The following is a 13,767-nucleotide window of genomic DNA, read 5'->3' on the forward strand; positions in this document are numbered from 1 at the left end:
TCAGACAGGCTGCGGTCTTGATTCCTGCAGATACTTGGAAGGGTTCTTGCCGGACCAGCCCACGGGACCGGGCATGAAAACAACGCTTTTTAAAACGTAAATGTGTTGCTTCCGGCTCCCTTGGTGGGAAACTTTGCACACAGTCGGCCATGATGCCGGCCCGGGGGTGGTTTGCGAGTCGCATTGAGCGCGCAAGCGGTCAGCAGGGAGCAAACCGCCACCGGGCCGGCATCATGCGAAAATTATAGAACAATGAACATAAAAGAAGTTCGGAAAAAATTCGGATTGCAGGCCGAAAATCCCGCGAATTGAAGCCGCTATCGGAAGCCGGCTGCCCAGGGACGCTCAATTCCGAATTTCCTGATTCTCTTCCAGACAGTCACCCGGCTGACGCCGAGAATCCGGGCGGTTTCGGACTGGTTCCAGCCGGTTTGCCGCAATGTCTGTTCCAGCAGCGCCCGCTGCCCGGTCTCATCGGCATTGACCGCCGGCAGGGCCGTAGGCGGCCGGACAACAGCCCTGACCCGGGCGGGGAGATGAATTTCATCAATTGTACCGCCCGGGCACAGGACAAAGGCATACTCGATGGTATTTCGCAGTTCCCGGACATTGCCGGGCCAGTCATAAGCCATGAGCCGATCCAGGGCCGCCGGGCTGATGCCGGAAATATCCTTGTCCGAATGGATCATGTTGCGGCTGATAAAATGGCTTGCCAGAAGAGGGATATCCTCGGGATGCGCGGCCAGGGGCGGGCATTGAATGGGAAACACATTGATCCGGAAATACAGGTCTTCCCGGAATATTCCCTGCCGGACCAGGTCTTCCGGATCCTTGTTGGTTGCCGTGACAATGCGCACATCCACGGATATCTGATTGTGATCCCCCACCCGTTCGATCTTTTTTTCCTCCAGCACGCGAAGCAGCTTCACCTGGGTGGCAGGCGGAATATCGCCGATTTCATCGAGCAAGATGGTGCCCTGGTGGGCGGCTTCAAACCGCCCGATCCGGGAGCGGTCCGCACCTGTAAACGCCCCCTTGACATGACCGAAGAGTTCGCTTTCCAGAAGACTTTCGTTTAAGGCCGCGCAGTTGACCTTGATAAAGGGTTTATCCCTGCGCACGCCCGCCTGGTGGACCGCCCTGGCGACCATTTCCTTGCCTGTTCCGCTTTGCCCGGTGATCATCACCGGTGCATCCGAGCGGGCCACGTTGTCTATCATTCCATACAGATTGACCATCACCGGTGCCTGGCCCAGGATTCCGTAAAAAGAATCCCCGGGCTGGCAGGCCTGTTTCAGGGATTTGATTTCCTCCTGCTGGCGCACGAGCTGGGAAATATCCGTAAGGGTCTCCACGGCGCCGATCATTTCCCCGGAGGCATCGCGCAGCACCCTGGCGCTTTTGAGAATATGCACGGTCTGGCGGTCTTTTTTGGTGATCATGCACTGCTTGTCCCGCACACCGCCCACGGCAAACAGCCTGCACCATTTATCCCCGCTGCCCTTGCCCACAAACTTGCATCCCGTGCAGTTCAGTATCCTGCAGGAGTGCCCCTGAAGCTCGTCTGCGGCAAAACCGGTAATCTCCTCGGCCGCAGGATTGATGGCAACAATGCAGCCGGAGGTGTCCACGACAATCAACCCGTCGTGGAGAGTGTCAAAAATGGTTTTCCAGTAGTCCCCGATATTCATTTCACAGTACTTTTCCTGCTTATCCTGTTTACCGCAATTGTTAATGGTTAATTAACAGGTGTTAATGAAACAATAACAATTTTATCCGCAAAACGCCATGAAAATTTTTAAATCATATGTTTTATCAGGCTGTTATTTCGAAACAAATAACTGGCACAAACATTGCCCTATCATGCTGCATCGGACCGGAATGCGCACCATTCATCTCTTAACCCGCGGAGGCCCATATGCGGCAAAAAACCCATTTTTTATGCCTTCCAGCAATTCTTGCGGCGCTGGCGGCATGCACCTTATTTCTGCCCCCTGTATTATGCGCCGAAGAAAGCCTGAGCGACCTGAAAAAACAGGTGGAAACACTTCAGGAAAAAATCGAGAAAATGGAGAAAAGCCAAGACTGGAACACCGAGGATATCGATATGTTAATGGACCGGGTGGACAAGACCGAACTGCACACGGCCACTGATAAAATTTCGTGGGGCGTGAATTTCAGAACCCGGGCCGAATCCATCCATTACAACGACATCCGCATGGCGCCATCTTCGATGATCCAGAATTTTTTCACGCCTGTGGCTCAGGGCGGCTTCAACGGGGCCACAAAACAGCAATTCCAACAGGCCGTAGCCGACATCGCAGCCTCCGGGGCAATCCCTGAACCTGAAAAATACGATGCAGACAATGATGTCATCTACACCAACCGCATCCGCCTGAACATGACGGGCCGGTATAACCAGCACCTTGAATTCCGGGGCCGGTTGGCCGCATACAAGGTGTTTGGCGACAGCACAGGGGTGAAGTTCAACCAGGGAAGCCTTGGGGATGTCACCTTTGACGGAAACAGCGCAAGCCTGCCCCACGGAGACACGCTTCGGGTGGAGCGGGCCTATTTTGTTTATAAAAATCATTTCGGGGATATTCCCTACAGCTTTTCTGCCGGAAGAAGACCCTCCACGGACGGGCCTCCGCTGGAATACCGCAATTACAGCCTCCAGGGCGGTTCTCCGCTGGCCACCATCATTAACTGGCAGTTTGACGGCGCATCACTTACCTTTGGCTTAGAGGACGTCACCGGCATCCCAGGGGCGTCGTTTAAACTTTGCTATGGTGTGGGCTATGAAAGCGACTGGGGAAATGCCGCCTCGCTGAATTACAGCCAAGCCGAACTCGATGATGTTCACATGCTGGGCATTATTTCGGATTTATACGACAACGGCACCACCAGTTTCAAATTCAGCTATGCCCATGCCTGGGATGTCACCGACGGCTTTACGGGCCTGGCGGTCATGCCCTTTATTGTATCGAAAAACAACGGCACATATACATTTGAACAAAACAGCGGCGGCTTTATTTCCCGCCTGGAACCCCAAACCAATATCGGCGACTGGGATGCGGCATCCCTGTTGATCAGATCGCAGATCCCGACCGAAAACGACCACATCGACTGGTTTTTGGCCGGTTCCTGGACCCATACCAACCCCTCCCAAATTTCGCAGAATCCCTTTTACGAGCTAATGGGCATGGGCCTGCTGAGTTCCAACGGCGAACTCGAAGACCGGGACGGATACAGCATATATGCGGGCGCCATTTTTCCGGTGCCGCTTGTCAACGGGCGTCTGGGGCTGGAGTACAACTGGGGATCCAAGTATTGGTTTAACTTTACCGGCGCTGAAGATTCGCTGATCGGCAGTAAACTCGCCGCCCGGGGCGAGGTTTACGAGGCCTATTACATTCAGCCGATTTTCGGGAACAACTTCTTTGTCAAACTCGGCGGCCAATTCTATGACTACAAGTACACAGGCAGCGGCAATCCGCTGGGAAAACCGGTCAAAATTGCCGACACCACGGCGCTTGACACCATCAACCCGGTTATTGACGAAGTCTGGAATTATTACCTGTCTGCAACCGTACAATTTTAAATAGAATACAAAGGAGACAACCATGTTGCGAAACCTATTGTGCTTATTGCTCATCTCGGGATTTGTTCTGGCCCTGGCGGGAACGGCCGCGGCATTTGAACAGGGCAATGAAAGAAAGGGCAAATACCTGTTCCGAAAAAACTGCCGGTCCTGCCACACAGAAGGGGCATCCGCCGAACCGTTAAACCCGATCTCCAAGACCCAGGCCCAATGGGAACGCGCCTTTCAAAGATATGAACGCTTCGAGTGCGCGGATCAGTGGAAGGGCTTTTCCGAATCAGAGAGAAACGACATGCTGACCTATCTCTACAACCATGCCTTTGACTCACCGTCTCCGGCAACCTGCGAATAAAAAACCGGGATTGGCAAGGCCCTGACGCCACGAATCCAACCAACCCCGAGGGAGGTTGTTTTGCAAACAAGCACAAAAAATTTTTTCATGCTGGCAATAACCGCATGCCTTGCTTTTTTACCGGCCGGGGCCGCGGCCCAGGACACGCCTCCCGCCCCGGGCCGGGCCATGGCCCGGCAGGCCGGTGTCCTGTCCGGGGATTGGACAACAGCCGATCATTCTGAAATGGAGGCCATGAAAAAAACATTTGAATCCGGGCAGCAGATCACTGAAACCTGCCTGTCCTGCCATTCCCTGGCAGATGATCAGCTGTTTCACACCATCCACTGGAAATGGCTTTCGCCCTACGAAGACGGCGACCTGGTGGGCAAGGCGGGTTATTCCATCAACAACTTCTGCATTTCCACCAACAAGATGAACGACAAAAAATGCAGCAGCTGCCATATCGGCTGGAACGGCAAGGAAGACGGCATCAACTGCCTGGTGTGCCACGGCGGAGAAGACATGGACTGGAAGGCCCAGTTCAAGGATTACCAGTTTTTCAAGGAAATGGGGGAAACCGAACTGGTGTCGGAAATCCAGGACGATATTTCAGCGGCAGTTACCCGGATCATCCGGCCGGACCGGCAGAACTGCGGCTCCTGCCACTTCAACGGCGGCGGCGGTGAAGGGGTCAAGCACGGAGACCTGGATGCCTCCCTGATCAACCCCAGGCGAAGCCTGGATGTGCACATGGGAATCGATGGCGAGGATTTTTCCTGCACCCGCTGTCATACCACCAGCAAACACCAGGTGGCCGGCCGGGTCTATTCCACACCCGCGGTCTCGGAGCGCAAAAGCCTGGTGGAAGATGACCTGGCCCCGAAAATCTCCTGTGAATCCTGTCACACCGCAAGCCCGCACAAAGAGGGCAAGCTCAACGACCACACCGACATGGTGGCCTGCCAGAGCTGCCATATTCCTGAATTTGCCCGGGCACATGCCACGGAAATGACATGGGACTGGTCCAAAGCCGGCCGGCTCAAAGACGGCAAGCCCTATATCGAAAAAGGGAAATTTGACCGGCCGGTATACAAATCCATCAAGGGCGAGTTCGGCTGGGAGAAAAACGTGGAGCCGGAATATTTCTGGTACAACGGCTCGGTTGCCGCATTGACCGCAAAGGATGTCATCGATCCCTCCGGGGTCGTGCGGGTCAGCCACCCCGTAGGCGAGCGCGGAGAGGGCCAGTCCCGGATTTTTCCGTTCAAGGTGCACCGGGCCATGCAGCCCTATGACAAGATTCACAACACCCTGATCACCCCCCTTCTTTCGGAGGAAAACAACGGGTACTGGAAAACCTTTGACTGGCAGGACGCCAACACCCGGGGCATGGCCCTGATGGATCTGCCCTATTCAGGGGACATGGGATTTGTGGAAACCACTTATGTGTTTCCCACAACCCACATGGTGGCGCCAAAGGAAAACACACTTTCCTGCCAGGCCTGCCACCGTCCTGAAAGCGGGCGTCTGGCCAATCTGGCCGGATTCTACATGCCCGGAAGGGACCGTTTTGCCTTAATGGACTATGCGGCATGGATTCTGGCCATTGGCGCCCTGGCGGCTGTGGGCCTGCACGCCATCGGCCGCATAGTGGCAAACGGCAGCAGAAAGGAGAACTGATACAATGACCGGGCAACCAAAGCGCATTTACTTGTATTCACGTTACGAGCGTTTCTGGCACTGGCTGCAAATGGCACTGATTGGCGTTCTGCTGGCAACCGGACTGGAAGTCCACGGCATGTTTGTCCTGACCGGATTTCAGGATGCGGTGAACATCCACAACTTTACCGGCCTGGCATGGCTGATCGCTTTTTTCTTTTTCACTTTCTGGATGTTTACCACCGGGGAATGGAAACAATACATTCCCACGACCCGCAAGATGCTCACTGTGATCCGTTATTACAGCTACGGCATTTTCAGGGGCGAAACCCATCCAGTGCCAAAAAGCAAAAAAGCCAAGCACAACCCGCTCCAGCGGCTGACCTATTTATCGCTGGCCGCAGTGATGCTTCCCATACAGATGATCTCGGGATTTTTGTACTGGAGTTACAATTCATGGACGGCCTGGGGACTGGATTTTCTGACCCTTTCCCAGGTGGCCTTTATTCACATGGCCATGGCCTACGCGATATTGGTTTTTATCATCATTCACGTGTACATGACCACCACCGGAGCAACCGTGTTTGCGCATCTCAAGGCCATGATCACGGGATGGGAGGATCTCGAGGAACCAGAGGCGGTTGAGGACTGGGAAAAAGCCGGATCCTGATTTTTGACTTTATCTCTGCGCCTTTCAGGAGTATAAACGATTCCGACAAATGAACTTATACTCAAAGAAAGGCTTTTTATCATGAACATCGGCCAATACTCATTTTCGGAATTTATGGAACTGGCCCGGCGGTTTCACGGATACCCGGCCCCGGGCCTGCTCATCGGCGGCTACATGGTGGAGGCGGCCAAACAGAAGCTGCCTGAAGGCACCCTGTTTGAAGCTGTTGTGGAAACCGGCAAATGCCTGCCCGACGCAGTGCAGCTGCTGACCCTGTGCAGCACCGGAAACAGCTGGATGAAGGTTATCAACCTGGGCAGATACGCCCTGAGCCTGTATGACAAATACTCCTTCGAGGGCTGGCGGGTGAGCATCGAGCTCGACAAGCTTGAAGATTTCCCGGAAATCCGGGACTGGTTTTTAAAACGCACAGCCAAGCAGGAACAGGACACGGATCGGCTTTTTGCCGAAATCGAGGCAGCCGGCGACCAATACATGTCAGTGGAGCCGGTCAATGTCCGCCAGCGGCTGGTCAAAAAACCCGAAATGGGGGCCATTGCCGTATGCCCTGCCTGCGGGGAGGCCTATCCCAAAAAAGACGGTTCCATCTGCCGGGGATGCCAGGGAGAGGCTCCGTACCGCCATGTGCTGGATCATGACTGCCTGGCCGAGGAGCCGGCACCGGAAATCGCGGCTGTTCCCGTGGAAGAGGCCGTGGGGAAAAAGGCCCTGCATGACATGACCCGGATCGTGCCCGGGGTTTCCAAGGGACCGGAATTCAAGGCCGGCCAGGAAATCAGCGCCGGGGATCTGTGCCGCCTCCAGCAGATGGGCCGGTCCAAGGTTTACGTGGAGGACGCGCCGGTTTCCTCAGATCGCTGGATCCATGAAAACGACGCTGTGCTGGCCTTTGCCGAAAAAATGGCCGGGCCCAACGTCTATTACCCGGCCCCGCCCGCTGAGGGCAAAATCAATTTCCACGCCTCGGTGACCGGGCTTCTTTCCATTGACACAGCCGCACTGGAGAATTTCAACCTGGTGCCCAATGTCATGTGCACAAGCCGGCAAAACAATATCCTGGTGGAAAAAGACAAGCCCTTTGCCGGCTCCCGGGCCATTCCCCTGTATCTGGACCGCAGCCATTTCGAACATGCCCTGGAAACCATTGAAAAGCCGCCCCTGTTTACGGTCCTTCCCATCAAACCGGCAAAGGTGGGCATTCTGGTCACGGGAACCGAGGTGTATAGGGGCTTAATCGAGGACAAATTCGAGCCGGTGATCCGGCGCAAGGTGGAATACTTCAACTGCCAGGTGGTGCACGCGGCTGTTTCAGCAGACGATGCAGACCAGATCGCAGAAGAGGCCTCCAACCTGCTTGCCTGTGGCGCGGATCTGATCATCACCACCGCAGGATTGTCCGTGGACCCGGATGATCAGACCCGCACGGGCCTGATCCGCGCGGGTCTGGAAGATGTGCTTTACGGCGCGCCCATCCTGCCCGGGGCCATGACCCTGGTGGGCCGGATCAAGCAGGCCCGGGTTCTGGGTGTTCCGGCGTGCGCCCTGTTTCACAAGACCACGAGCCTGGACCTGATTCTGCCGAGACTGCTGGCCGGCCAGCATCTGACCCGAAAGGACATGGCCGCCTATGCCCAGGGCGGGTTCTGCCTGAGCTGCAAGGCCTGCACCTTTCCCAAGTGCCCGTTTGGAAAGTAGGTCTTCGGGATTTGCACCGGCGGTTTTCGTGGTTATTATAAAATTATTGGGGGCTATTTCAACTCCTGATCAAAAGCGGAAAAGCAGGCCATTTCTTTCCAGCTTTTGCCATGAGACACCCTCCCTTTGGCATGGCGGGAGCCCGATTCACCCCCGGGCTCCCGCTTTTTTTTATCTTTTGGAAATCATCAATAGCTGCCCAGGATCTTGAGGTAATCAATTTTTTGCTCCAGCTGCCTTATCACCGGTGCCAATTCATCGCTGTCCACGTCAGCTTCAAGGTCCACGTAAAACATGTACTCCCAGGGCTTGCCGTGAATGGGCCGGGATTCGAGCTTGACCAGGTTGATGCCCTTATCGGCAAACACCTTCAGGGCCTCAAACAGGGCCCCGGGCTGGTTTCCCGTGGAAAAGATCAACGATGACTTATTTTTTTGTCCGCCGGATATGGGCTCTCTGGCGATCACCACAAACCGGGTGTAATTGCGGGCGTTGGCTTCAATGCCCTGCTCCAGGATCTGCATTTCATGGATCCGGGCCGCGTCCCGGCCGGCAAGGGCGCCTTCGGCCGGATTGTTCTGCTCTTTTACGAGCCTGACCGCCCGGGCCGTATCTGAAACCGGGATCCATTCCCATTGATGGCGGTCAATATAGCTGCGGCACTGCTGAAAGACCTGGGGATGGGAATAAACCCGCCGGATGTCTTCGACCCGTGCTTCGGGATGACCGATGAGGTGATGCTCGATTCGCAGCAGGATTTCGCCCACAATGCGCAAATCGTATTCGAGCAGCAAATCATAATTTTCATGTACGCTTCCGGCCAGGGAGTTTTCCAGGGGGATGACCCCGAAATCCGCCGCACCTTCCCTGACCGTTTCGTAAATTTCCTTAAAAGAATCCATGGGCACGGGCTGAACCTGGCCGCCGAAGTACTGCATGCAGGCCTTGTGGCTGTAGGTGCCCGGCTCGCCGAGAAAAGCCGCCCGCCGGCCCTGGCCGTTGCCGGCTTTCTGCATACGGTCCACGGCCCGAGCCTTGTCGAGATACCCGAAATCCAGCTGTTTGTCCACCACCGGGGATATCACGTACAAATCCCGCATGAGCCGGGAAAACTGCTCCGGATAAAGGCTTTGGGCCCCGTCTGACAGGGCGTGGTCCGGGTCATCATGGACCTCGATCATCAGGCCGTCCGCACCTGCGGCAATGGCGGCCCGGGCCATGGGACTGACCTTTTCCCGGATTCCGGTGGCGTGGCTGGGATCAATGATCACGGGCAGGTGGGTGAGGTTTTTGATCACCGGAATGGCCGAAAGATCCAAGGTGTTGCGGGTGTAGGGCTCAAAGGTGCGGATGCCGCGCTCGCAAAGAATCACGTTATCGTTTCCCTCGGAAACAATGTATTCAGCCGACATAAGCCATTCCTCGATGGTGGCAGCAAGCCCCCGCTTCAGCAGCACCGGCTTTCCCAGCCGCCCCACGCATTTTAAAAGCTCAAAGTTCTGCATGTTGCGCGCACCGATCTGGATCACGTCCACGTATTTCATCACCAGGTCGGCCTGGGCCGGGGTGGTGATCTCGGTGACCACCGGCATGCCAAAGGTCTGCCGCACCTCGGCCAGGATTTTCAAGCCCTCTTCGCCCAGGCCCTGGAAGGCATAGGGCGAGGTCCGGGGTTTAAACGCCCCGCCCCGGAACAACACGGCCCCGTACTTGCGCACCTGCCCGGCAATGGAAAGAGTCCGTTCCCGGTTTTCCACCGCACACGGCCCGGCAATGACCACGATGCGCTCGCCGCCCACGGACACATCGCCCACCTGCACCCGGGTGTCTTCGGGGTGCATCTGCCGGCTGACGAGTTTAAATGCCGTATTGACCGGCACCACCCGAGCCACGCCCTCCAGGGATTCAAAAAAATCCGGCGGGCGGCCGGCATCTCCGGTTGAGCCGATAATATGCCGGCCCGCCTCGGTAATTTCACGGGAAATGCAGCCGCCTTCGCGCAAAATCCGGTAAATTTGGTTTTTCTGTTTCTGGGTAATGTCGGGCTCCAGTACGATTAACATCTTTGACCTCCTGTGATTGAAACATGGCTTTTTTTATTTGCCGGGCCCCCGGGGCTGGTGCCAGACGAAAAAACCCCGGGGAAGCGTCCCCCGGGGGTCTTTTAAACAAAAAACCCCGGGCGGACATGGTCTGTCCACCCGGGGTTGTGTGCATCTGTTGATTTTTACTGCATGCTACACCGCCGGATGGACGCTTCTAAAGCCAAAAAAGAAGCGCCCAAAAGAAAACATCGGGTTGTGGCAACCGCCGGTCAGCTGCATATCAAAAAAATTCCCTGCTGATTTAATAAAGTGGTATTGATTTATAGGTAGGATATTTATTTTAACCTGTCAACACAATTGTGAAAAAGTTATGACCCGGGCCGGAAAAAGGATCAAAACGCCTGCATCCATAGCACAATCACCATGACACAGCCCACCAGGGTTTTGGCCAGAACCGCGCCCATCCGCCCGTAAAAAGCACCCGTGGCCGAGCGCAGGGATGCCGCTGCATCTTTTTTCACCGCCAGCTCCACCAGAAACGCACCAATAAAAACCCCGGCAAACAAACCAATAACCGGTCCAATCAAAAAAACCGGCACCCCGGCAAACGCGCCCACAATGCCCCCGACAATCCCGCCAAAAGCCGCATACCGGGAAGCCCCCCTTTTGGTGGCCATGCGCATGCCAAGCACATATTCCAGCACCTCTCCGACAATGGCCAGGCCCAGCACCAGCGCCAGAACCGCCAGGGAAAACACCATGGCACCGCGGATCAGGTTGTAGACCACCGCCCCGGCAAGGATCACAAAGGTTCCCGGCATTCCCAGCGGCACCAGCAGAATCCCGGCAACACAGCACAAGATCAGCACCACTGCTGCGGCAATAGCGGTTAATTCCATGCGCCCATCCGATTTTTTCCTTGAAATAACCGCTGATCCGCGTTTATAACCTCATCCAAAGATTTTTCTCCTTACAGACCTTAAATCCGGTGAAAATTTTTATGAAAAACCGTTTGATTGCAATTGCCTGGTTCAGTTTTGTGGGTATTACCTCGGTAATCTTTTTTCTGGCCGCACTTGTCATTAAGGTCGTCACCGTGGCCTTTGACCGGCGGCTGGTGATTCTCCAGCAGTTTACCTGCTTTTGGGGAGCGCTCTACACCTGGATTATCCCGGCATGGAAAATCCGCATCCAGGGCCGGGAGCACATCGACTCCAAAAAGGCCCGGGTGGTGGTTTCCAACCATCAGTCCCTGCTCGACATCCTGGTGCTGTTCAATCTGTTTTGCCACTTCAAGTTTGTGTCCAAAAGCGAAATTTTCAAGGTTCCCCTGATCGGGTGGAACATGCGGTTAAACCGCTACATTGAATTAAAACGCGGGGACAAGCGAAGCATTACCAAGATGATGAAGGACTGCAAAAAAGCCCTGGACGAAGGAAGTTCCGTGCTGATTTTCCCGGAAGGCACCCGGTCGCCTGACGGCAATGTCCGAAATTTCAAGTCTGGCGCTTTTATCCTGGCTACAGAACATCAGGCCCCGATCCAGCCCATCGTGATCTCAGGCACCAACAAAGCCCTGCCCAAGCACAGCATCAACTTTCACGGGAGATGCGACATCCGGGTGCGGATTTTGCCCGAAATCCCGTATGAACAATTCAGCCACCTGACCCCTGAGGAAACCGCCCTGATGGTGCGCGAAAAAATCATGCACGAACTGGAAGATATAGAAAAACAGCAGACAGCAGACGCTTAAACGCTCACACTATCTGTACTGCAAAAATTCCTCCAGGGATACTTTAATATCCCGGGCAATCTGTTTCAGCAGGATTGGAGATATGTCCTTTCCGGGGTGGAACGGCACGGTCGTTTTCCGGCCATCCTTGTGTCGAAACTGTTTATGCGCACCCCTCTGACGCACCTCAGAAAATCCCATTTTTTCAAGAATCCTGGCCACCTCTTTTGGTTTCAGGACCGGCACAGAACCCATTTACGCCACCAAAACAGTTTGAGTGCCCACAAATTCGGTTTCCAGCATAGGCTCTCCATCCTCGAGAAGCATTTGGATCACTTCCCTTAGATTCTGATTCAGTTCGTCCAGCGTTTCCCCTTGAGAATGGGCACCCGGAAAGCCCGGGACAAAACCAACATACAGATTGGTTTCAGGGCATTTCTCAATGATTGCCGTATATGTTTTCATGCCACCTCTCCCATGTTTTCCTTTATTTTATTTCAATATAACAAGTTATAAAACAAAAGTCGAAAAGAGGCCGGCATACAGTTTAAAAACAGCAAACAGCTATGCCGCGGCTGCCTGCACCAAATCCTGCCATTGTTTTTCCATTAATGAGGCCAGAGTGCCGGCTTCAACCTCATAGTATTTTTCAAGCCGTTGGATCTGGCCCTCTGAGGCTACCCGAACGCCTTTTTCCATTTCACTGTAGCGCGACTGTGGAATGCCCACAGCCCGTGCCACCTGCCCTGTGCTCACCTGTTTTTTCTGCCGCAACCGCTTGAGTTCATCTCCGAATACGGGCATGGATAGATCTCCTTTTTCTTGTGTTCTTATTTTTCATCAACGCGTGTTGCATAATTTTATAGGAAAATCAAACCCAAGAAATCAAGGGGAAAAGATTTTGCATACCGTCTTTTCTCTTTCCGGCAGGACTGACAGCCTCGTAAAAAGCTTTCAAATCGTCCCATGTTTGTTAGGAAGGAAGCCCTGCTCAAATTCGATAACTCTGTAAAACACATTGGAAACACCCTTCCAGGCTGATCAACTCTTTAGATATCCAAACTCAAAGGACCTCCCGGTAAAAAACAATTGTTGCTGGCCCCTATTTCCAGTGCGTTGGCCATGGGGCGGGGCGGGGTGGTTTGTTTGGCTGCATTGGCGCGGTTTCGGCATAAGATCGGACCGGGGCTTTGGCGTCCGGAATTTTAAACTGTCTGAGGGCGACCAGCCCGAGTTTTTAAAATTCCAGCCAAAGTCCCGGGACGATCGCCGAAACCGAGCCGCAGACAAACAAACCACACCCGACCCGACACATGCGAAAACCGACCCAAGCTGCTTATACCCTGGTTATACCGATGCGGCGCTTGTGACTTCTTCCGGGTTGAAAATGGTGCTGGTCTGGAGGAAGAAAGCCCTGCGGCCAGGGCCGGGTTTTTTCGCTCCTGAGCCTTTTTGCGGATTCAGCCGATGCCTTCGCCGAAATTTCAAAAACTCGGGCATTCGCCCTCAAACAGTTTGAAATTTTCCGGCTTCGGCATCGGCTGAATTTTTCCGCAAAAATTCTCAATGTCGCTTCAAAAACCCGCCCCCGCCCTTCGGGCTTCCTTGGGGACCTGTGCTCAAATCCGATAACGCTGTAAAACACCTCTCCAGGCCGATCATCTCTATATCGGCATCCAAATTCAAAGGATTTTCCGGTAAAAAAACAGTTGCTGCCGTATGTTTCCAGTACCTTGGCCATGGGGTGGGGCGGGGGTGGTTTGTTTGGCTGCATTGGCGCGGTTTCGGCATAAGATCGGACCGGGGCTTTGGCGACCGGAATTTCAAACTGTTTGAGGGCGATCAGCCCGAGTTTTTGAAATTCCAGCCAAAGTCCCGGGACGATCGCCGAAACCGAGCCGCAGACAAACAAACCCGCCCCGCCACATGCGAAAACCGCCCCAAGCTGCTTACGCCCTGGTTATGCCGATGTTACGCTTGTGACTTCTTCCGGGTTGAAAACCATGG

The 13,767-nt window shown here is 54.5% G+C and carries 12 protein-coding genes; 6 read left to right on the top strand and 6 right to left on the bottom strand.

The window, feature by feature from the left end:
* Positions 1 to 317 precede the first annotated feature (317 nt).
* Positions 318 to 1,691, bottom strand: a complete 1,374-nt coding sequence (locus R6U41_RS13415) for a sigma-54 interaction domain-containing protein (RefSeq protein ID WP_410270351.1) — start codon at positions 1,689 to 1,691, stop codon at positions 318 to 320.
* A gap of 227 nt (positions 1,692 to 1,918) precedes the next feature.
* Here R6U41_RS13415 and R6U41_RS13420 point away from each other — a divergent pair, with 227 nt between their 5' ends.
* From R6U41_RS13420 to R6U41_RS13440, 5 genes are all read left to right on the top strand, one after another.
* On the top strand, positions 1,919 to 3,604 hold the full coding sequence (locus R6U41_RS13420) for a DUF3373 family protein (protein WP_410270352.1): 1,686 nt from the start codon (positions 1,919 to 1,921) through the stop codon (positions 3,602 to 3,604).
* A gap of 22 nt (positions 3,605 to 3,626) precedes the next feature.
* Positions 3,627 to 3,956: a c-type cytochrome gene (locus tag R6U41_RS13425; protein ID WP_410270353.1), complete on the top strand. Its 330-nt coding sequence runs from the start codon at positions 3,627 to 3,629 to the stop codon at positions 3,954 to 3,956.
* An 87-nt stretch (positions 3,957 to 4,043) separates the two neighbouring features.
* Positions 4,044 to 5,618: a tetrathionate reductase family octaheme c-type cytochrome gene (locus R6U41_RS13430; protein ID WP_410270362.1), complete on the top strand. Its 1,575-nt coding sequence runs from the start codon at positions 4,044 to 4,046 to the stop codon at positions 5,616 to 5,618.
* A gap of 4 nt (positions 5,619 to 5,622) precedes the next feature.
* Positions 5,623 to 6,267 (top strand): cytochrome b/b6 domain-containing protein, encoded by a 645-nt coding sequence (locus R6U41_RS13435; RefSeq protein WP_410270354.1) that lies wholly within the window; start codon positions 5,623 to 5,625, stop codon positions 6,265 to 6,267.
* Between the two features lie 81 nt (positions 6,268 to 6,348).
* On the top strand, positions 6,349 to 7,983 hold the full coding sequence (locus R6U41_RS13440) for an FmdE family protein (protein ID WP_410270355.1): 1,635 nt from the start codon (positions 6,349 to 6,351) through the stop codon (positions 7,981 to 7,983).
* A gap of 188 nt (positions 7,984 to 8,171) precedes the next feature.
* Here the strand turns inward: R6U41_RS13440 and aroF are convergent, their stop codons facing one another.
* Together aroF and R6U41_RS13450 are read right to left on the bottom strand one after the other, a co-directional pair.
* A complete protein-coding gene (gene aroF, locus R6U41_RS13445; protein ID WP_410270356.1) occupies positions 8,172 to 10,046 on the bottom strand; it encodes a 3-deoxy-7-phosphoheptulonate synthase in 1,875 nt (624 codons plus the stop codon).
* Between the two features lie 374 nt (positions 10,047 to 10,420).
* Complete coding sequence (locus R6U41_RS13450; RefSeq protein ID WP_410270357.1) at positions 10,421 to 10,927, bottom strand: DUF456 family protein; 507 nt, start codon at positions 10,925 to 10,927, stop codon at positions 10,421 to 10,423.
* A 101-nt stretch (positions 10,928 to 11,028) separates the two neighbouring features.
* Between R6U41_RS13450 and R6U41_RS13455 the strand changes: the two genes are divergently transcribed.
* Positions 11,029 to 11,781: a lysophospholipid acyltransferase family protein gene (locus tag R6U41_RS13455; RefSeq protein ID WP_410270358.1), complete on the top strand. Its 753-nt coding sequence runs from the start codon at positions 11,029 to 11,031 to the stop codon at positions 11,779 to 11,781.
* 9 nt (positions 11,782 to 11,790) lie between these two features.
* On the opposite strand, the gene R6U41_RS13460 is transcribed toward R6U41_RS13455, so the two are convergent.
* The 3 genes from R6U41_RS13460 to R6U41_RS13470 all read right to left on the bottom strand — a co-directional run bounded on the left by R6U41_RS13460 (position 11,791) and on the right by R6U41_RS13470 (position 12,564).
* Positions 11,791 to 12,015 (bottom strand): type II toxin-antitoxin system HicA family toxin, encoded by a 225-nt coding sequence (locus R6U41_RS13460; protein ID WP_410270359.1) that lies wholly within the window; start codon positions 12,013 to 12,015, stop codon positions 11,791 to 11,793.
* A complete protein-coding gene (locus R6U41_RS13465; RefSeq protein WP_410270360.1) occupies positions 12,016 to 12,225 on the bottom strand; it encodes a type II toxin-antitoxin system HicB family antitoxin in 210 nt (69 codons plus the stop codon).
* 99 nt (positions 12,226 to 12,324) lie between these two features.
* A complete protein-coding gene (locus R6U41_RS13470) occupies positions 12,325 to 12,564 on the bottom strand; it encodes a helix-turn-helix domain-containing protein (RefSeq protein WP_410270361.1) in 240 nt (79 codons plus the stop codon).
* Positions 12,565 to 13,767: the final 1,203 nt, after the last annotated feature.

Origin of the sequence: Desulfosalsimonas sp. (assembly GCF_046483245.1) — a bacterium.
Taxonomy (GTDB): Bacteria; Desulfobacterota; Desulfobacteria; order Desulfobacterales; family Desulfosalsimonadaceae; genus Desulfosalsimonas.